A 19466-nucleotide genomic window follows, 5' to 3' on the forward strand; every position below is an offset into this window, starting at 1 on the left:
TGCCTGACTTCATTTTTATGGTGTTTAAAACGCTCCCGCCACGCAGGAGCGTGAAGGCTTAGAACCAGGTTTCCATCTGAACCCCAAAGTTCCATTCCCCGCCAGCATTGAAGCCGCTGCTGCCAAAGGCGTCATCGCTGGCGTAGTTATCCAGTTTACTGCTCCAGTCCATCCAGGTGGCGAACAGACGCAGCTCCGGACGGCTGAAGAAATCGCCGATCTTGCCTGCTTTTAATGTCGGGGCGAAAGTCAGCTTGTAGAAACTCCCGTTGACCGCATTACGGTCTTTGTAGCCTTCAGGATTCAAATCCATGTACTGATAGCTACCTTCGAACGCCAGGGCGAAATTCTGCGTGACCTCTTTAATCAGACGAGTGTTGAGCGTGACCCATTCATAGCTGTCGCCTTTGACGTAACGGTCTTTACTGCTCTGCGCCAGGACTGCAGGTGCAATATGCCAGCCGCCGCCCAGAGGCGTGACACCATAACTGGCAAAGCGCCAGGTATCAGCTTCAGACAGCAGTGCGCCATCGGAACCAATACTTTTTACTTCCGCACCCAGGCCGTGGCCATACAGCAGCGCCGTTTTGGCAGATCCCTCCCGCAGGCCGTAGAAACTCTTGTTGTGCAGGCCAGCCATAGCGTGAACACCGTTATTCGCCGCATCAGTTTTAATCAGGTCACCGTTGCTGTCTTTACGGTCATCGTTGTCTTTAGCCCGCAGACCACTCACCATCAGCTGGAACGGTCCGGCAAAGTGGTTCATGCTGAGGATGTAGTTCTGAACGTTGTTGTCGATCTCCTCCTCGCTGCCAAAATTGCGCCCATAGACAGAGAAGTTACTGTGCAGCGTGTCGTCCCACTTCACGTCATACACACCGCCGCCCGTACCGGCCAGGAACACCACGTCAGAATCCAGCCAGTGAATGTCAAAGTTATCGCGGTCAAAACGTTTTCCCGCCCAGAAGGTACTGCCTTTCAGCGCGCCAGTAAAATCAGGCAAATTGCCCAGTTCAGCAAAGGCCTGGCGAATATTGAGATCACTGCTGTCCGCTGACCAGTCGTTATAGGTTTTCTGCCCGTCGGCCAGCATGGCCTTAAAGCGCGTGATTGCGCCGTTGTCCAGGGTCTGCTTGTGTTCCACGTTTAGCTCGACGTAGGTATCTGCTTCATTCCCCAGACGCCCAATCGCCCCGCCTGTTTCCCCGGCTGGCGTCAGGTACGGGCCACTTTTGCTGCTCGAGGCTGCGTCGTTCATCAGCAGGCCGGAACGAGCATAGCCGTGAAACTCAAATCCACTACTCTGATCGGCTTTCTTTTCCAGCGCGGTAGTCCGCTGCGCCACCTCCCGGGTGATGGTTTGCGCCTGTTGCTGGGCGGCAACCAACTGCTGCGTTTTTTGTTCTGCTGCTGTGGCACGTTTCTCAGCCACCTGTGCGCGGGTTTCTGCTTCCTGAAGACGCTGCTCCAGCGCCGCAAGGCGTGATTCGATACTCGTCATATCCGTCTGGGCAAGAACAGAGGTACTGCCGATCAGCATGCCTATCATCACGGCAATTCTGCGTTTTTTATACATTTTGTCGCATCCTGAAAGAAGTTATTGAATATTGCTAATCAGCTAAACCGGTTTAGGCAAGTGATACTAAACTGATGGATTCTGAATCGGCAATGCTTTTTGCTAAACCGGTTTAACAATTGTGATCAGGGCAACAATTCAGGCCACCGATAGGCAGCCTGCGGAGGGATATTACAGTTCGTGGAGATACGGCAGTGCAGTCATTGCCCCTTTGGCCGTTGTGGCGAGTGCGCCGCAGCGTTGTGCGAGTCCGATTATCGGGGGGAGATGATGGGGAATGGCAGAGCCTGCTGACGCCAGTCCGTAGAGAAGTCCCGCCACGAAGGCATCCCCTGCGCCGGTGGTGTCAACGCATTCCACTGACGTCGCGGGATAGTGGGTCATCGTGCCCTCATGCCAGGTAATCACCCCCTCTTTACCCCGAGTTACCAGCACCAGACTGGCAGGACAGCTTTGCATTAACGCCGTCAGACCGTCCTGTACCTGATGCTCCCCCGTTAAATAGCTCAACTCTTCCACGGAAAGTTTCACCACATCGGCTTTGGTCAATGCCTGCGCAAGGCACTGGCGCAACTCGGCATCATGACGCCAGAGATCGTGGCGGATGTTGGGGTCGAAGCTGACAAAACCACCGGTCTTTCTGATGGTTTCCATTGCCTGAAGTGTAGCGGAACGAGAGGGTTCTGCGCTCAGGGCAATCGAACAGACATGCAGCCACTCCCCAACCTGAAATGGCGGGAGATCATCAGATGTCAGGAACAGATCGGCGCTCGGGCGTACCATAAACGTAAACGAGCGTTCACCCTGTTCGTCCAGATCAACCACCACCGTTGATGTGCGATGCTGCGGGTCGCGCCGCATCCACTGAACGTCGACCTGTTCGTCCGCAAGCATCTTTTGCATAAACCTGCCGAATGGGTCATCACCGACTCTGCCGATAAACGCGCTTTTGCCGCCGAGGCGGGCAATGCCAACCGCGACATTGGCCGGTGCGCCCCCGGGGCATTGCAGTAATCTGCCCTTACCATCCGGCAGAAGATCCACAACCGCGTCGCCAAGCACCCAGATCTTTTCCATGTAATCCTCATAGCTAAATAACGTTAAACCGATTTAGCTATTTAAGCACAAGCCAGGATACTGGGAAATACATGGGTTAGAGATCCCCGGAAAGACCGCTAAGCTGCGAGGAGAACGACAATATTGCCGGCACGTCAAAAAACGTCACTATTTGCAGTCAAAGAGACTTACTACAGCAACGTGGCCAGCGAAAAGTTGCGTCTTCCCACCCACGATACATGTGACATCATCACCGCCGCTGTAAAGGCTCTGGATCGTATCTTTCTTGAGGGCCATTGTTACGCGAAGGCAGGTGTGATGCTGAATGACTTTACCCCTTCTGGCGTTTCTCAGCTTAACCTGTTTGACGAGTTACAACCTCGGAGGGATAGCGCCGGAATGGCAAATGAATAGTGAAATGCTCTCACCATCTTATGCAACAAAATGGTCAGATCTTCCTCGCGCTTACATTTGCTAATTCTGACCACCCGGTATATACGCTGATTAACCTGCAGGCGGAGTAATCTGCTTCAGCGACTTTACAGCTTCCTCTTCAGACATATGAAACTGAACGCGATGATACGCAGTGACATCGAGTGCAAACACCTCCGTAGAGACAACCCAAAAAACTGAAAGTAATGACGGTAAAAGGCTGCAAATATTTGGGCATCGGTCATTACGCACAGTTGACACCGGGTAGTACAAAAAAGTCTTAGCTTGAGATATTTTCCTTTTTCCAAACGGACCCCATCATGTGCAATGTCAACACCTGACAGAGTAAATGTCATGAATTTAACTACATGATGAGAGATATAATGAACGGGACAATAACTTTATATCATCATTTATGGCGATGATTGAGTAATGAAATATCCAGGCGGAAAAAGCAAGTGCTTTCAGCGGCTCATTAATATTATGCCGCAGCACCATACTTATATTGAAACCCATCCAGGTGGTGGGGCTGTCATGCGCAATAAATTACCGGCCGACAGAAATATAGGTATTGAGCTTGATATCAATATAGTACAGCGATGGCGTGATGAGGAAGATAACGTATGTGAACGTGTTCACACAGATGCGGTATCGTTCCTTCGGAACTATAAGTTTAAACGATAGCGTAGCGAAAGACTTCACTACAACGCTGGCGAACCTTCTTTGCCTTCTCTGTCGCGCCACGGCCTGAAACGTGTTGTTGAGCTGCACATCGCGAACCAGCTTTTCTTCTTTCTTAGCAAATGATGGATCGATACCTTCGGCCAGCTTTTTCTTGGCTTCATCACGTAGTGCCCTAGCTTGTGCAAGGGAGACTGCCGGATAGACACCAAAAGCCATACGCTTCTCTTTTCCATTGAAGCGATATTTCATCCGCCAGTATCGAGAACCAGAGGGAACGACTTCAAGATACAAACCAGCACCATCTGCCAGCTTGCAGGCTTTCTCTCTGGGTTTAGCGGCATCAACCTGTCGGGCATTTTAGCTTCATTGGGGGCATCTCCCTGGACCGAGCACAGAATACCCCCACTTATGCCCCCAACTGTAACTTGATTCCGGTTGAGTCCAGTTGATAACAGGCGATAAGATACGGGCCAGAAGGCGCAGTATACGGGCTTTGAGTTGATTTCGGTAGACTTGAGAAGAGTTTGAAATGGTGCCGATAATAGGAGTCGAACCTACGACCTTCGCATTACGAATGCGCTGCTCTACCAACTGAGCTATATCGGCCCTGAAAGGACATGACCACGAGTGTGAATCACGGGGTAGAAGGTTAAAACTAACCGGGTGATGCGTCAATAGCCTTGTGAATCAAGTGGCTGATTTTGCATCACTCCGGTTTTAATTACGCACGAATGGTATCGTCACCGATGCCGATCCACTTGTAGGTGGTCAGCGCTTCCAGCCCCATTGGGCCGCGTGCGTGTAATTTTTGCGTGCTGACAGCCACTTCCGCGCCAAGGCCAAATTGTCCGCCATCGGTAAATCGGGTTGAAGCATTGACGTAAACGGCGGACGAATCTACTTCATTCACAAAACGATCGGCGTTGCGCAGAGTACGCGTCAGGATCGCATCGGAATGTTGAGTACCGTGTTCACGAATATGCGCGATAGCGTCATCCAGGCCGGCCACGATTTTCACGTTCAGATCCAACGACAGGAACTCGTCGTCATACTCTTCAGCTTTCACCGCCACCACGTTCGCCGGGCCTGATTTCAGTTGGGCCAGCGCCGCATCGTCAGCATGCAGCGTGACGCCGCTTTCCGCCATTTGCTTGCTCAGCGCAGGCAGAAAACGCGCAGCGATATCCTGATGCACCAGCAGCGTTTCCACCGTGTTGCAGGTACTCGGACGCTGGGTTTTCGCATTGACGATGATCTTCAGCGCCGGTTCGATCTCCGCGCTGTCGTCAACAAAGATATGACATACGCCAATCCCGCCGGTGATCACCGGGATCGTCGACTGCTCACGGCACAGCTTGTGCAGGCCCGCGCCGCCACGAGGGATCAGCATGTCGATGTATTTATCCATACGCAGCATTTCATTGACCAGCGCGCGATCCGGGCTGTCGATCGCCTGGACTGCGCCAGCAGGTAAGCCGCAGGCTTCCAGCGCTTGCTGAATCACCGCAACCGTTGCCGCATTGGTGCGATACGTCTCTTTACCGCCGCGCAGAATCGCCGCGTTGCCGGTTTTCAGGCATAACGAGGCGACGTCAACGGTCACATTGGGACGCGCTTCGTAAATCACGCCAATGACGCCCAACGGAACACGACGACGTTCCAGACGCAGCCCGCTGTCCAGCAGACCGCCATCAATCACCTGTCCGACCGGGTCGGCCAGGTTACACACCTGACGGACGTCATCGGCAATCGCTTTCAGGCGCGCCGGCGTCAATGCCAGACGATCCAGCATCGCTTCGCTGAGGCCGTTTTCGCGCGCCTCGGCAACGTCCTGAGCATTAGCGCTCAGGATGCTTTCAGTTTGCGCTTCCAGTTCGTCCGCTATTTTTTCCAGTACGCGATTCTTCTCGCGACTGGAGAGTAGCGCCAGTTTGTAGGACGCCGCTTTGGCAGCAATGCCCATTTGTTCCAGCATACGTCGGCTCCTTAACGGGTAATCATGTCATCGCGATGGACAGCGACCGGGCCATATTCATAGCCAAGAATCGCGTCAATCTGCTGAGAGTGGTGACCAGCAATACGGCGCAGCGCGTCGCTGTTATAACGGGTGACGCCGTGGGCGATATCGCGCCCTTCCTGGTTACGGATGCGGATCACTTCACCACGCGAGAAGTTACCTGTCACGCTTTTAATGCCTTTTGGCAATAATGAGCTACCGCGTTCCAGAATCGCAGATGTCGCCCCTTCATCCACCGTGATTTCACCGGCAGGCGGCGCGCCAAAGATCCAGCGTTTGCGGTTTTCCAGCGGGGAGGCTTGCGCATGGAAACGGGTTCCCGCAGAAATGCCTGCCATAACATCGCCAATCACGCCCGGCTTGCTGCCCGCCGCGATGATGGTGTCGATTCCGGCACGACAGGCAACGTCGGCAGCCTGCAATTTGGTGCCCATTCCCCCGGTTCCCAGGCCAGAGACGCTGTCGCCCGCAATCGCACGCAACGCATCATCAATGCCGTACACGTCTTTAATCAGTTCAGCCTGCGGGTTGGTTCGCGGATCGGCGGTAAACAACCCTTGCTGATCGGTCAGTAACAACAATTTGTCGGCGCCCGCCAGAATGGCAGCCAGCGCGGAAAGATTGTCGTTATCGCCCACTTTTATTTCAGCGGTCGCCACGGCATCGTTTTCATTGATGACAGGGACAATATTGTTGTCCAGCAGCGCACGCAGGGTGTCACGCGCGTTCAGGAAGCGCTCTCTGTCTTCCATATCCGCACGCGTCAGCAGCATCTGCCCGATGTGAATACCGTAGATAGAGAATAGCTGTTCCCAAAGCTGAATCAGACGACTCTGCCCCACCGCCGCCAACAGTTGTTTAGACGCTATGGTCGCCGGGAGTTCCGGGTAGCCAAGATGCTCACGCCCGGCGGCGATAGCACCCGACGTGACGATCACAATACGATGGCCTGCGGCATGTAGCTGCGCGCATTGACGAACAAGTTCTACGATATGGGCACGGTTCAGGCGGCGCGATCCGCCCGTTAGCACACTGGTGCCGAGTTTTACCACCAGCGTCTGGCTGTCACTCATGATTCTCTGCCATTCAAAATAGGGGAAAATGATATCAAACGAACGTTTTAGCAGGACTGGCCCCGGTTGCCAACAACCAGAGCACAAAGCATGAAATTTTGTTGCGCAGGATCAGCAAGCGTAGCGGCAGTTTCTGACAATTTTATTACCGCAATAATAAATCATCCTTTTTTAAAAATATTCTTAATTTGTCATAAAACCTTCATTGCAGAGCGTTAAAAACCATCCTGTTTTTCACGGGGATCACTCCCAGCGAATATTAGCGCGTAATTTTAAATCAGGAATGAAAATGAAAAAGAGCACTCTGGCATTAGTGGTGATGGGTATTGTTGCATCGGCATCCGTGCAGGCAGCAGAAGTGTATAACAAAAACAGTAATAAACTGGACGTGTATGGCAAAGTAAAAGCGATGCACTACATCAGTGATGATGACAGCAAAGATGGCGACCAGACTTATATCCGCTTTGGCTTTAAAGGCGAAACGCAGATTAACGATCAGCTGACCGGTTACGGTCGCTGGGAAGCTGAGTTCGCCGGTAACAAAACAGAAAGCGAAGGCGGTCAGAAAACCCGTCTGGCTTTTGCGGGTCTGAAGCTGAACGATTTCGGTTCGTTAGATTATGGTCGTAACCTGGGCGCCCTGTACGACGTTGCCGCGTGGACGGATATGTTCCCTGAATTCGGTGGCGACGGCCTTGCACAGACCGACAACTTTATGACCAAACGTGCCAGTGGCCTGGCAACTTACCGTAACACCGATTTCTTCGGCGTTATCGATGGTCTGAACTTAACCCTGCAATATCAGGGTAAAAACGAAAACCGCGACGTCAAAAAGCAGAATGGCGACGGTTTCGGCACATCTCTGAGCTATGACTTCGGCGGCAGCGACTTCGCCATCATCGGCGCATACGCCAATTCAGACCGCACCAATGAGCAGAACCTGCAATCTCGCGGACAAGGTAAAAACGCGGAAGGTTGGGCGACGGGTCTGAAATATGACGCCAATAACATTTACCTGGCGACTATCTATTCTGAAACCCGCAACATGGCGCCTATTTCCGGTGGTTTCGCCAATAAAGCGCAAAACTTCGAAGCGGTTGCCCAGTATCAGTTTGATTTCGGTCTGCGTCCTTCCCTGGGCTATGTTCAGTCTAAAGGCAAAGATATTGAAGGTATCGGTGATGAAGATATCGTGAAATATATCGATGTGGGCGCAACATATTATTTCAATAAAAATATGTCCGCGTTCGTTGATTATAAAATCAACCAGATTGACGATGATAACAAGCTGGGCGTAAGCAGCGATGATATCGTCGCGATTGGTATGACGTACCAGTTCTGATTGTCTTAATTTGCCGGATGACGACGCTCAGGCGTCTTATCCGGCCTACTCTTTTGCACTGTTGCAGGCCGGATAAGCGTAGCGTCATCCGGCATTATTCTATGTTACGCCGTTAACTTCACCGGTTCTTTGAAGTTATCGGCGGGTTCCAGCGCCAGATTCAGCGAAGTCAGCAGTGCACGCAATTTTTCATGAAACTCGCGCAGGGTGTACTCCAGGCGTTCAATCACTTCGGTCTCTTTAATCGGCACGGCGGTCCAGTTACCTTCTTTGTCAAACAGGCCAAACTGGTAGCTGTAGGTAAAGCGTTTTTCCTGCGCTTCCAGTTCCATCCACCAGCCCCAGAATTCACGTTTCTCAGGCGCTGGCTTCACGTTGACGCAAACAGCCAGGCAATCGAAAAAAAAACGATTATCTTCGCACTGCCCTTCGCGTATATACGGGCCAAGCGCAGTGAATTTCTTGATCAATCTACTTTTCGGGTGTCCACTCGGTAACGTCATTGCGATCTCCTTTGGTGAAGCAACTGTTTTACCAAAACAATAAAATTTAGCAATCCATTAACACAATCTGTGATTGATCCAACCAGTAATTTCTTTCAGCGCAGTGTCAAAATTGCGATACACCGGATTAAATGGAATCTCCATCAGCTTACCGTCGGAAGATGACGAGGTGATGAGCCGGGACTCCTCTTCCGGGCTAAACGGATCGTTTTTCCAGAAGCCAGATAACATCGGCGTTGGGCAGCGTCTGCCGAGCAACCCCTGCACCTTCAGTGAATAACGATTTAGCTCAACGCGCAGCGCTTCATCTGACGCATCATGCATCCCCAGACGGCTTGCCAGCACGTCAAGATACATTTCCGGCACCGTCCCCTGACGTTGTGAATCGCTTAACAACGCATGGACCACCGGCCCCAGACAGGCTACCGCTTTCAGTCGCGGCGCTTCCAGGTAGGCCAGACGTACCGCAACGTTAGCGCCAAAACGAAAACCAAACGCCACCACCCGGGTATGATCAACCCACGGCACCCCAGGCAGCGCTTTCAACACATGCTGATGCAGCAGACTGGAGTCCTGGGTGAGCTTCCATTTTGACGAGAATCCAACCGACGGCATATCCAGCGTCAGCATCGCCATACCGCGCGGCGCGAAGTAACGTTCGAACAGGGTGTAATAGTCCGTTTGCATGGAGTCCAGGCCGCCGCACATCAGTACGGTCGGGAACGGGCCATCCCCTTTCGGCATATGCAAAAACGCAGTGACAGGCGCGCCGCCGGGGATCGAAAACGCCATTTCACGCAGCGAGCCCGGCAAGCGTTGCGCGGCCTCTTCATACGCGCGGTTCGCCAGCGCCTGCGCCTGCTCCGCCAGCTCATCCCCTTTAAGATGCGGGTAAGCCGCAATGTTGTAGAGCGAGGAAGCGTGCAGCCAATGACGCCCGCTGCGCTGTGGGTCTGTTTCCTGGCAGGCTTTCTGCTGCCATTCCATCGCCTGTTTCGACCATTCAAAGATCCAGTTACCGCCACGGTAGCCAATCACCGTGTCATACAGCTCTTTGTCGGTTCGCTCGGCTTCGCTCATTACGATACGCGCCTGCACATCAAGGATTTCTCGCGGATCGATACCGCGCCAGATCCACATCAGACGGTTGATCATGCGATACCAGTGCGGCACGTTTTTACCATCCAGAGTGGACTGCACGGACGGCTGCGTTCCGTGATTGAAGCGCCGGACAAGCGTCGACGTTTCAGGATGTTTGAAGCGGGGTTTAAACAGGGTTTCGCTGAGGTTAGCCTGTGACATTCGTGCAGCCTCCAAGGGTACTTACTGAGGCCTATTGTAACGTGTGTGCGGCTAAAAAAAACAACGCCCGGCATTGCCAGGCGTTGAAAATTTCAGTGATTAGCGACCAGAGATTGGCGGGACGAATACCACGCCCATATCCCACGGCTGCTCAATCCAGGTGTCCTGCGGGATATCAATCACATAATCATCCACCAGCGGGCGGCCAGCCGGTTTAGCGAAGATAGTGACGAAATGAGCTTTAGGGTACATTTCGCGGATAGCAACAGCAGTACCGCCGGTATCGACCAGATCGTCGATCACGATGAAACCTTCACCATCGCCTTCCGCACGTTTCAGCACTTTCAGTTCGCGCTGGTTGTCGTGGTCGTAGCTGGAGATGCAAACGGTATCGACATGGCGAATACCCAACTCACGCGCCAGCAATGCGCCCGGTACCAGACCACCACGGCTGACGGCAATAATGCCTTTCCATTGTTCAGAAGGCATCAGGCGGCTTGCCAGTTTGCGTGCGTGAATCTGCAACATGTCCCAGGTGACGACGTATTTTTCGCTCATGTGAAGTGTCCCAGCCTGTTTATCTACGGCTTAAAAATTGAGGGTGAACCAGGTTGCGCGAGATTATAGAGACCTGACGCGCTAAAAACCAGTGTTTCGCGGAATCCAGCCCTCTTTTTACGTGCTTTATACTACCCGAAGACCAGGAAAGTGGTATTCTCAATCGCATCTCGCAAGCCCGACTTGTGGTGACAATCAATCTGCTAACCCTGTGGCCTGCAAGAAAGTTTTGCAGGACATCGTCAAGGAGACTTATCGTGTCTGAACTGTCTCAATTATCTCCACAACCGCTGTGGGATATTTTTGCAAAAATCTGTTCTATTCCTCATCCGTCCTACCATGAAGAGCAGCTCGCTGAACACATTATGGGCTGGGCCAAAGAGAAAGGTTTCCACGCTGAGCGCGATCGGGTCGGTAATATCCTGATTCGTAAACCTGCCACCGCAGGTATGGAAAACCGCAAGCCAGTGGTTTTGCAGGCGCACCTGGATATGGTTCCGCAGAAAAACAACGACACCGTACACGACTTCACCAAAGATCCGATCCAGCCTTATATTGACGGCGAGTGGGTAAAAGCCCGCGGCACCACGCTGGGCGCGGATAACGGCATTGGTATGGCTTCCGCGCTGGCCGTTCTGGCTGACGACAACGTCGCGCACGGCCCGCTGGAAGTGCTGCTGACCATGACGGAAGAAGCCGGTATGGACGGCGCATTCGGCCTTCAGTCTGGCTGGCTACAGGCCGATATTCTGATCAATACCGACTCCGAAGAAGAAGGTGAGATCTACATGGGCTGTGCAGGCGGTATCGATTTTACCTCTAACCTGCCGCTGTCCCGTGAAGCCATTCCGGCGGACTTCCAGAGTTTTAAACTGACGCTGAAAGGCCTGAAAGGCGGCCACTCCGGCGGCGAAATCCACGTCGGTCTCGGCAATGCCAACAAGCTGCTGGTGCGCTTCCTGGCGGATCATGCTGAAGAACTGGGTCTGCGTCTGGTTGATTTCAACGGCGGTACGCTGCGTAACGCTATCCCGCGTGAAGCCTTCGCCACCGTTGCCGTAGCGGCAGATAACGTCGATGCGCTGAAAACGCGGGTGAACGCTTATCAGGAGATCCTGAAAAACGAGCTGGCAGAGAAAGAGAAGAATCTGGTGGTTCTGCTGGAAGCTGCCGCTAACGACAAAGCGGCGCTGACTGCCCCGTCCCGCGACGGCTTTATCCGTCTGCTGAACGCCACGCCAAACGGCGTGATTCGCAATTCCGACGTAGCGAAAGGCGTGGTTGAGACGTCCCTGAACGTGGGCGTTGTGACCATGACCGACAACAACGTGGAAATCCACTGCCTGATCCGCTCGCTGATCGACAGCGGTAAAGACTACGTGGTGAGCATGCTGGATTCGCTGGGTAAACTGGCTGGCGCGAAAACCGAAGCAAAAGGCGGCTATCCGGGCTGGCAGCCAGATGCGAACTCGCCGGTAATGCACCTGGTGCGTGAAACTTACCAGCGTCTGTTCAATAAGACGCCGAACATCCAGATTATTCACGCGGGTCTGGAATGCGGTCTGTTCAAAAAACCGTACCCGGATATGGACATGGTCTCTATCGGGCCAACCATTACCGGCCCACACTCTCCAGATGAGCAGGTTCATATCGAAAGCGTCGGTCACTACTGGCGGCTTCTGACTGAACTGCTGAAGTCTATTCCGGCGAAGTAAAATTCTGCGCTAAATGCCGGATGGCGCTGCGCTTATCCGGCCTACAACTAACCCGGCCTACACGCTGATTTGTAGGCCGGATAAGGCATTTACTCCGCCATCCGGCAATACATCAAAGTCACAGCCCCAGCAGAAGCTGTCTTTCCAGTTGCGGGTCAAGTAGTGTAACGTGTAACCCTACCAGCCGCACGCCCCGCCCTCCCCGCCGCTCATTCCAGGTTTTACGCGCCGTCGTGATTAAATCGTCCTTGCTTAAACGCGGCCAGACGTGCTCCTGAGTGGTCAGTTGGAAATCGTTAAATTTTAATTTAACCCCCTGACGGGCAATGAGCAGGTCAGGCTTCACTTTTGCCAGCCGCCTTTCCAGCTCTGGATATAACCGCTCAATGATCGCCTCGCATTCCGCCCATTCGTGAATATCCTCCGCCAGCGTACGTTCAACGCCTATCGATTTACGCAGTCTTTCATTGTTCACATCCCGCTCATCAATCCCCTGGCTACGCTCCCATAACACGCGGCCAAACTTACCAAAGCGCTTGAGTAACATCGCCAGATCGTACTTTTGCACGTCTTCACAGGTACGCAGCCCCATCGTTTCCAGCCTGGCCGCAGACACTTTACCCACTCCCGGAATTTTCCCCAGCGGTAAGGTTTTGAGAAACTCAGGAACATCGGCGGGGGTAATCACATATTGCCCATTCGGTTTATTAAGATCAGAAGCAATTTTTGCCAGAAACTTAACCGGAGCAATACCTGCTGATGCGGTGAGCTGGAGTTCGTTAAAAATCGTCTGACGGATTTCCTGAGCGATAAGCGTGGCGGAGCCGTGGCAATAAGTGCTGTCGGTGACGTCCAGATAGGCTTCATCCAGCGAAAGCGGCTCTATACGCGAGGTATAACGAGAGAAGATTTCACGGATATGCTGCGACGCTTCTTTATACGCCTCAAACCGCCCCGGCAATAGCGTGAGGTGCGGGCAAAGCTTAAGCGCCATACCGGTCGGCATCGCGCTGCGCACGCCAAATTTGCGGGCGGGATAATTTGCCGTACTGATAACGCCCCTGCGCTCGCGGCTGCCGCCGATAGCAATGGGAATATCACGCAGGGCCGGGTTATCGCGCATTTCAACCGCCGCGTAAAAACAGTCCATATCAACATGTATGATTTTGCGCATGGCTCACCTCTGCAATACTGTTTAAGTATACAGTATATTTTGTATTGTGAGAAGCGAGTGGAAATTAAGCCGCGGCAGAATGCGCCGGGTTCTGACTGCCTTGACGGCTAAATTTCAGTATAAAGAGAAACTAAATTGTAAACGCATCGCCTGGGGCTTGCGAAAAACTGCCGTGGTGATAATGTGAGCGCACCAAATACGGATTAGTCTGATTTGGGGACTCTGTTTGCCGTTCTGGCGTGTGTAACCGTTTTATCAAGGAATAAGCAGTATGCGTAAAATCGCATTTTTTCTTGCGATGCTTCTGATCCCGTGCGTCTCATTTGCCGGTTTGCTAAGCAGTAGCAGCCCAACCACGCCAGTCAGCAAAGAATATAAGCAGCAGTTGATGGGGTCGCCTGTCTATATTCAGATCTTTAAAGAAGAGCGTACGCTCGATCTGTACGTCAAGATGGGTGAGCAATATCAATTGCTCGACAGCTACAAAATTTGCAACTATTCCGGTGGATTAGGCCCCAAACAGCGCCAGGGTGACTTTAAAAGCCCGGAAGGTTTTTACAGCGTCCAGCGTAATCAGCTCAAACCGGATAGCCGTTTCTATAAGGCCATTAATATCGGTTTTCCGAACGCCTATGACCGCGCACACGGTTATGAAGGTAAGTATCTGATGATCCACGGCGCCTGCGTTTCCGTCGGTTGCTATGCCATGACCGACAGCGGCATTGATGAGATTTTCCAGTTTGTAACCGGCGCCCTGGTATTCGGGCAATCCAGCGTACAGGTGAGCATCTATCCCTTCCGCATGACCGATGCAAATATGCAGCGCCATAAGTATTCGTATTACAAAGATTTCTGGACGCAGCTAAAACCGGGCTACGACTACTTTGAGCAAACCCGTAAGCCACCAACAGTTTCCGTTGTTGATGGCCGTTACGTGGTCAGCAAACCGTTGAGCCATGAAGTGGTTCAGCCACAGCTGGCGTCAAACTATACGCTCCCCGAGACAAAATAATCGCCATTCGCCTGGCATAATCTTTTGCCAGGTTTCATTTCCCGTCAGCGGCTGCGTTGCAATCACGGTAACCACATCATTCGGTGTGGTTTGTGAACTGAAGTCGATTTCCACATCCTGGTCCAACAGCGTGGCAACGCCAAACGGCGCGCGGCGGGTGATCCAGAATAAATTGGTCGAGCAATAGGCCATGACATAGCGCCCGTCTGACAGCAGCATGTTGAAGACGCCTTTCTTACGGAGTTCTTCTGCCAGCGTCGCAATATATTTAAATACCGCCATCATATTGCCCGGCGTGCGCGGATAACGCTGCGTCAGCTTATGCAGCAGCCAGCAGAACGCTTTTTCGCTGTCCGTCTCACCAACCGGGCGAAAATTACCGGTTTCAAGCGATTTGTAGCCGTTGAGCTGCCCGTTATGCGCATACGTCCAGTTACGCCCCCAAAGCTCACGGGTAAACGGATGCGTATTTTCCAGCGCCACTTCCCCACGATTCGCCTGGCGAATATGGGCAACGACGGAACAGGATTTGATGGGATAGTCTTGCACCAGTCTGGCGATGGGCGAATTAAAACTGGGTTGCGGATCTTTAAACGTGCGACACCCTTTACCTTCATAAAACGTAATGCCCCAGCCGTCTTTGTGCGGCCCGGTTCCTCCACCACGCTGAACCAGCCCGGTGAAACTAAAGCAAATATCGGTTGGCACATTGGCGCTCATCCCGAGCAGTTCGCACATACATCACCTACCTTAAAACGCTGAACCGCCTGATGGCGCTGCGCTTATCAGGCCTGGACAAATCAAATGTAGGCCGGATAAGACGCTTTAACGTCGTCATCCGGCAAAAACACAGTAAAGAATTATCCGCTTACTTAACCATCTCTTTTTCGATCAATTGGATCAGGATATGAATCACTTTGATATGGATTTCCTGAATACGATCAGCATAACCGAAATGCGGCACGCGAATTTCAATATCCGCCGTCCCTGCCATTTTACCGCCGTCTTTCCCGGTCAGGGTGATGACTTTCATTCCCTTCTCGCGTGCTGCGGCAATCGCTTTAATCACGTTACCAGAGTTGCCCGAAGTTGAGATCCCTAACAGCACATCCCCTTCACGGCCAACCGCTTCAACGTAGCGGGAGAAAACATAGTCGTAACCAAAATCATTACTGACACAGGAGATATGGCTGACGTCAGAAATAGCGATCGCCGGGTAGCCTGGACGGTTTTCGCGGTAGCGACCGGTCAGCTCTTCGGCAAAATGCATCGCGTCGCAATGAGAGCCGCCGTTACCGCAGGAAAGTACCTTGCCACCCGCTTTAAAACTGTCTGCCAGCAGGACCGCCGCGCGCTGAATAGCGTGAATATTGGCTTCATCTTTTAAAAAATTGGCCAGCGTTTCCGCCGCTTCGTTCAGTTCGTTACGAATAAGATCCTGGTACATGAGGATATCCTTCAGCATGAATGTAATTGACAGATGCAGTGTACCGGATAGCGCAGAAAGCGAGAAGCACAAGCCACAGGAATGCCGCTGGCTTTTGATTTTTTGTGCCGGTGAAAACGGCAACAATGTGAGCTTCGTTGTAATTATTTTGTAAACACATTGCTAAAAGAAATGACATCCACTACAACCATATCATCACAAGTGGTCAGACCTCCTACAAGCAAGGGAGCTTTTCGTTATGATGATTTTGAGTATTCTCGCAACGGTTGTTCTGCTCGGCGCGCTGTTTTATCACCGCGTGAGCTTATTCCTCAGCAGCCTGATTTTACTCGCATGGACAGCCGCGCTGGGCGTTGCTGGCCTGTGGTCTATCTGGGTGCTGGTTCCTCTGGCCATTATCCTCGTACCGTTTAACGTTACGCCGATGCGTAAGTCGATGATCTCTGCACCAGCGTTTCGTAGCTTCCGTAAAGTGATGCCGCCGATGTCGCGCACGGAGAAAGAGGCCATTGATGCCGGTACAACATGGTGGGAAGGCGATCTCTTCCAGGGCAAACCTGACTGGAAAAAATTGCACAACTATCCGCAACCGCATCTGACTGCTGAAGAACAGGCGTTCCTGGATGGCCCGGTAGAAGAAGCCTGCCGTATGGCGAATGATTTCCAGATCACGCACGAATTAGCCGATCTGCCGCCGGAGTTGTGGGACTACCTGAAAGAGCATCGCTTCTTCGCGATGATCATCAAGAAAGAGTATGGCGGCCTGGAGTTTTCGGCGTATGCGCAGTCTCGCGTGCTGCAAAAACTCTCTGGCGTTTCCGGGATTCTGGCGATTACCGTGGGCGTGCCTAACTCATTAGGCCCAGGCGAACTGCTGCAACACTACGGTACTGAAGAGCAGAAAAACCATTACCTGCCGCGTCTGGCGCGTGGTCAGGAGATCCCTTGCTTCGCGCTGACCAGCCCGGAAGCGGGCTCCGATGCGGGCGCAATTCCTGATACCGGCGTCGTCTGCATGGGCGAATGGCAGGGCCAGCAGGTACTGGGTATGCGCCTGACCTGGAACAAACGTTACATTACGCTGGCCCCTATCGCGACCGTGCTGGGCCTGGCCTTTAAACTCTCTGACCCGGAAAAACTGCTGGGTGGTGAAGAAGAATTGGGTATCACCTGTGCGCTGATCCCGACCTCAACGCCTGGCGTCGAAATTGGTCGCCGTCACTTTCCGCTGAACGTACCATTCCAGAACGGGCCTACGCACGGCAAAGATATCTTTGTGCCGATCGACTACATCATTGGCGGGCCGAAGATGGCAGGACAGGGCTGGCGTATGCTGGTGGAATGCCTGTCGGTAGGCCGTGGTATCACGCTGCCATCCAACTCGACCGGCGGGGTTAAATCCGTCGCGCTGGCAACCGGGGCATATGCCCATATTCGTCGCCAGTTCAAAATCTCTATCGGCAAGATGGAAGGTATTGAAGAGGCGCTGGCGCGCATTGCCGGTAACGCCTACGTAATGGACGCCGCAGCGTCGCTGATTACCTACGGCATTATGCTGGGTGAAAAACCGGCGGTGCTGTCAGCTATCGTCAAGTACCACTGTACCCATCGCGGCCAGCAGTCCATCATCGACGCAATGGACATTACCGGTGGTAAAGGCATTATGCTCGGCGAAAGCAACTTCCTGGCGCGTTCTTACCAGGGGGCGCCTATCGCCATCACCGTTGAAGGTGCGAATATCCTGACCCGCAGCATGATGATCTTCGGTCAGGGGGCGATTCGCTGTCATCCGTATGTTCTGGAAGAAATGGCCGCCGCGCAAAGCAACGATGTGAATGCGTTCGACAATCTGCTGTTTAAACATATCGGCCATGTCGGTAGCAACAAAGTACGCAGCTTCTGGCTCGGTCTGACCCGCGGCCTGACCAGCTACACCCCGACCAGCGACGCAACGAAACGTTATTACCAGCACCTTAACCGACTGAGCGCCAACCTGGCCCTGCTGTCTGATGTCTCAATGGCGGTGTTGGGCGGTAGCCTGAAACGTCGTGAACGTATCTCCGCACGCCTGGGCGATATTTTAAGCCAGCTGTATCTGGCCTCCGCCGTGCTGAAACGCTATGACGATGAAGGCCGTAACGAAGCCGATCTGCCGCTGGTGCACTGGGGCGTACAGGATGCGTTGTATCAGGCGGAGCAAGCGATGGATGAACTGCTGCAAAACTTCCCGAACCGTTTTGTTGCGGGTCTGCTGAACGTGGTGATCTTCCCAACCGGTCGTCACTACCTTGCCCCTTCCGACAAGCTGGATCATAAGGTCGCGCAGATTCTACAAGTACCGAGCGCAACCCGTTCACGTATCGGTCGCGGTCAATACCTGACGCCGAGCGAGCATAACCCGGTCGGCTTGCTGGAAGAAGCGCTGCTGGACGTAATAGCGGCAGATCCTATCCACCAGCGGATCTGCAAAGAGCTGGGTAAAAATCTGCCGTTTACCCGTCTGGATGAACTGGCGCATAACGCGCTGGCAAAAGGGCTGATTGATAACGATGAAGCCGCCATTCTGGTGAAAGCGGAAGAAAGCCGTCTGCGCAGCATTAACGTTGATGATTTTGATGCCGACGCGCTGGCGACTCAGCCGGTAAAGTTGCTAGAGAAGCAAGTGCGTAAAGTAGAAGCCGCTTAATCCTCACCTCCCCTGAAAGCCCCGCTTCTGCGGGGCTTTTTATTGCCACATTTTCGTTGATGCTCATGCTACAGTGTAAAAATGCTGTTCAACGAGGAGCCCCGATCGTGCCTGGTTTGAAAATTACTCTGTTGCAACAACCGCTGGTCTGGATGGACGGTCCGGCCAATTTACGTCATTTTGACAGACTGCTGGAAACCATCACCGGACGTGACGTCATTGTTTTACCTGAAATGTTTACCACCGGTTTTGCGATGGAAGCCGCACTTCAGTCACTCCCGCAAGAAGATGCGATCGACTGGATGCTGGCCAAAGCACAACAGACTGATGCCCTGATTGCGGGCAGCGCTGCGTTGCAAACCGAACGTGGCCCGGTAAACCGCTTTTTACTGGTTGAACCTGACGGCAACGTTCATTGCTATGATAAACGCCATCTGTTCCGCATGGCGGATGAACATCATCATTACCAGGCGGGCGATAAACGTGTTGTCGTTGAATGGCGCGGCTGGCGTATTCTGCCGTTAGTGTGTTATGACCTGCGTTTTCCGGTATGGTCCCGCAATCTTAATGATTATGACCTGGCGCTGTATGTAGCGAACTGGCCTGCTCCACGTTCGCTACACTGGCAGGCGCTGCTCACCGCACGCGCGATTGAAAACCAGGCCTATGTAGCAGGCTGCAACCGTGTTGGCACTGACGGCAACGGGCACCATTACCGTGGGGACAGCCGGGTGATTAACCCGCAAGGAGAGATTATCGCCACCGCCGAGCCACATCAGGCGACACGTATTGATGCAGATCTGTCACTCACGGCGTTACGGGAATACCGCGAGAAATTTCCGGCATGGCAGGACGCCGACCCGTTCACGTTACGCTGATGATTGTTCAT

General features: G+C 53.0%; 15 protein-coding genes, 1 tRNA gene and 3 pseudogenes. 7 read left to right on the top strand and 12 right to left on the bottom strand.

Going from position 1 to position 19466, the window contains the following annotated elements:
- Positions 1-58: 58 nt before the first annotated feature.
- Positions 59-1576: a carbohydrate porin gene (locus tag CKO_RS12560; RefSeq protein WP_012133765.1), complete on the bottom strand. Its 1518-nt coding sequence runs from the start codon at positions 1574-1576 to the stop codon at positions 59-61.
- A gap of 171 nt (positions 1577-1747) precedes the next feature.
- Positions 1748-2653: an aminoimidazole riboside kinase gene (locus tag CKO_RS12565; protein ID WP_012133766.1), complete on the bottom strand. Its 906-nt coding sequence runs from the start codon at positions 2651-2653 to the stop codon at positions 1748-1750.
- Between the two features lie 100 nt (positions 2654-2753).
- Between CKO_RS12565 and CKO_RS23040 the strand changes: the two are divergent.
- Positions 2754-3110 (top strand): annotated as a pseudogene (locus CKO_RS23040) (DUF4113 domain-containing protein); the annotation flags it as partial.
- Between the two features lie 630 nt (positions 3111-3740).
- Here CKO_RS23040 and CKO_RS12575 read toward each other — a convergent pair.
- The 4 genes and pseudogenes from CKO_RS12575 to proB form a co-directional block, all read right to left on the bottom strand.
- Positions 3741-4057, bottom strand: a pseudogene (locus tag CKO_RS12575) (Arm DNA-binding domain-containing protein); the annotation flags it as partial.
- 221 nt (positions 4058-4278) lie between these two features.
- Positions 4279-4354, bottom strand: a tRNA-Thr gene (locus tag CKO_RS12580).
- 115 nt (positions 4355-4469) lie between these two features.
- Positions 4470-5723 (bottom strand): glutamate-5-semialdehyde dehydrogenase, encoded by a 1254-nt coding sequence (proA, locus tag CKO_RS12585; RefSeq protein WP_012133770.1) that lies wholly within the window; start codon positions 5721-5723, stop codon positions 4470-4472.
- Positions 5724-5734: 11 nt separating this feature from the next.
- Positions 5735-6838, bottom strand: a complete 1104-nt coding sequence (gene proB / locus CKO_RS12590; protein ID WP_012133771.1) for a glutamate 5-kinase — start codon at positions 6836-6838, stop codon at positions 5735-5737.
- 289 nt (positions 6839-7127) lie between these two features.
- Here proB and phoE point away from each other — a divergent pair, with 289 nt between their 5' ends.
- Positions 7128-8180 (top strand): phosphoporin PhoE, encoded by a 1053-nt coding sequence (gene phoE, locus CKO_RS12595; protein ID WP_024130644.1) that lies wholly within the window; start codon positions 7128-7130, stop codon positions 8178-8180.
- A 104-nt stretch (positions 8181-8284) separates the two neighbouring features.
- Here phoE and crl read toward each other — a convergent pair whose 3' ends face one another.
- From crl to gpt, 3 genes are all read right to left on the bottom strand, one after another.
- Positions 8285-8683 carry a sigma factor-binding protein Crl gene (gene crl / locus CKO_RS12600; RefSeq protein ID WP_012133774.1) on the bottom strand — a complete coding sequence of 133 codons (399 nt, stop codon included), beginning with the start codon at positions 8681-8683 and terminating at the stop codon, positions 8285-8287.
- Positions 8684-8740: 57 nt separating this feature from the next.
- Positions 8741-9985: an esterase FrsA gene (gene frsA, locus CKO_RS12605; protein ID WP_012133775.1), complete on the bottom strand. Its 1245-nt coding sequence runs from the start codon at positions 9983-9985 to the stop codon at positions 8741-8743.
- A gap of 99 nt (positions 9986-10084) precedes the next feature.
- Positions 10085-10543, bottom strand: coding sequence for a xanthine phosphoribosyltransferase (gene gpt / locus CKO_RS12610; protein ID WP_006685917.1), 459 nt, complete (start codon positions 10541-10543; stop codon positions 10085-10087).
- Positions 10544-10800: 257 nt separating this feature from the next.
- Between gpt and pepD the strand changes: the two genes are divergently transcribed.
- Both pepD and CKO_RS23805 read left to right on the top strand, forming a co-directional pair.
- Positions 10801-12258, top strand: a complete 1458-nt coding sequence (gene pepD / locus CKO_RS12615; RefSeq protein WP_024130645.1) for a cytosol nonspecific dipeptidase — start codon at positions 10801-10803, stop codon at positions 12256-12258.
- A gap of 13 nt (positions 12259-12271) precedes the next feature.
- Positions 12272-12421, top strand: a pseudogene (locus CKO_RS23805) (hypothetical protein); the annotation flags it as partial.
- Here CKO_RS23805 and dinB read toward each other — a convergent pair.
- Positions 12377-13432, bottom strand: a complete 1056-nt coding sequence (gene dinB, locus CKO_RS12620; RefSeq protein WP_012133777.1) for a DNA polymerase IV — start codon at positions 13430-13432, stop codon at positions 12377-12379. The pseudogene CKO_RS23805 and the gene dinB overlap by 45 nt on opposite strands.
- Before the next feature lie 271 nt (positions 13433-13703).
- Here dinB and dpaA point away from each other — a divergent pair, with 271 nt between their 5' ends.
- Positions 13704-14444 carry a peptidoglycan meso-diaminopimelic acid protein amidase gene (gene dpaA / locus CKO_RS12625; RefSeq protein ID WP_012133778.1) on the top strand — a complete coding sequence of 247 codons (741 nt, stop codon included), beginning with the start codon at positions 13704-13706 and terminating at the stop codon, positions 14442-14444.
- Here dpaA and CKO_RS12630 read toward each other — a convergent pair.
- Both CKO_RS12630 and lpcA read right to left on the bottom strand, forming a co-directional pair.
- Complete coding sequence (locus CKO_RS12630; protein WP_012133779.1) at positions 14415-15182, bottom strand: class II glutamine amidotransferase; 768 nt, start codon at positions 15180-15182, stop codon at positions 14415-14417. The two genes, dpaA and CKO_RS12630, sit on opposite strands and share 30 nt — an antisense overlap.
- Before the next feature lie 130 nt (positions 15183-15312).
- On the bottom strand, positions 15313-15891 hold the full coding sequence (lpcA, locus tag CKO_RS12635) for a D-sedoheptulose 7-phosphate isomerase (protein ID WP_024130646.1): 579 nt from the start codon (positions 15889-15891) through the stop codon (positions 15313-15315).
- 238 nt (positions 15892-16129) lie between these two features.
- Here lpcA and fadE point away from each other — a divergent pair, with 238 nt between their 5' ends.
- The gene (gene fadE, locus CKO_RS12640; RefSeq protein WP_012133781.1) at positions 16130-18577 is read left to right on the top strand and encodes an acyl-CoA dehydrogenase FadE; all 2448 of its coding nucleotides are present in this window, start codon (positions 16130-16132) and stop codon (positions 18575-18577) included.
- A 107-nt stretch (positions 18578-18684) separates the two neighbouring features.
- Positions 18685-19455 carry an amidohydrolase gene (locus CKO_RS12645; RefSeq protein WP_024130647.1) on the top strand — a complete coding sequence of 257 codons (771 nt, stop codon included), beginning with the start codon at positions 18685-18687 and terminating at the stop codon, positions 19453-19455.
- Positions 19456-19466: the final 11 nt, after the last annotated feature.

Origin of the sequence: Citrobacter koseri ATCC BAA-895, from assembly GCF_000018045.1 — a bacterium.
Taxonomy (GTDB): domain Bacteria; phylum Pseudomonadota; class Gammaproteobacteria; order Enterobacterales; family Enterobacteriaceae; genus Citrobacter_B; species Citrobacter_B koseri.

What these genes read in the sequence shown, in the direction of transcription:
- phoE (WP_024130644.1), top strand. Translation starts at nt 7,128, where the DNA reads ATGAAAAAGAGCACTCTGGCATTAGTGGTGATGGGTATTGTTGCATCG.
- dinB (WP_012133777.1), bottom strand. Translation starts at nt 13,432, where the DNA reads ATGCGCAAAATCATACATGTTGATATGGACTGTTTTTACGCGGCGGTT.
- CKO_RS12560 (WP_012133765.1), bottom strand. Translation starts at nt 1,576, where the DNA reads ATGTATAAAAAACGCAGAATTGCCGTGATGATAGGCATGCTGATCGGC.
- proB (WP_012133771.1), bottom strand. Translation starts at nt 6,838, where the DNA reads ATGAGTGACAGCCAGACGCTGGTGGTAAAACTCGGCACCAGTGTGCTA.
- lpcA (WP_024130646.1), bottom strand. Translation starts at nt 15,891, where the DNA reads ATGTACCAGGATCTTATTCGTAACGAACTGAACGAAGCGGCGGAAACG.
- fadE (WP_012133781.1), top strand. Translation starts at nt 16,130, where the DNA reads ATGATGATTTTGAGTATTCTCGCAACGGTTGTTCTGCTCGGCGCGCTG.
- gpt (WP_006685917.1), bottom strand. Translation starts at nt 10,543, where the DNA reads ATGAGCGAAAAATACGTCGTCACCTGGGACATGTTGCAGATTCACGCA.
- dpaA (WP_012133778.1), top strand. Translation starts at nt 13,704, where the DNA reads ATGCGTAAAATCGCATTTTTTCTTGCGATGCTTCTGATCCCGTGCGTC.
- CKO_RS12630 (WP_012133779.1), bottom strand. Translation starts at nt 15,182, where the DNA reads ATGTGCGAACTGCTCGGGATGAGCGCCAATGTGCCAACCGATATTTGC.
- frsA (WP_012133775.1), bottom strand. Translation starts at nt 9,985, where the DNA reads ATGTCACAGGCTAACCTCAGCGAAACCCTGTTTAAACCCCGCTTCAAA.
- crl (WP_012133774.1), bottom strand. Translation starts at nt 8,683, where the DNA reads ATGACGTTACCGAGTGGACACCCGAAAAGTAGATTGATCAAGAAATTC.
- CKO_RS12565 (WP_012133766.1), bottom strand. Translation starts at nt 2,653, where the DNA reads ATGGAAAAGATCTGGGTGCTTGGCGACGCGGTTGTGGATCTTCTGCCG.
- proA (WP_012133770.1), bottom strand. Translation starts at nt 5,723, where the DNA reads ATGCTGGAACAAATGGGCATTGCTGCCAAAGCGGCGTCCTACAAACTG.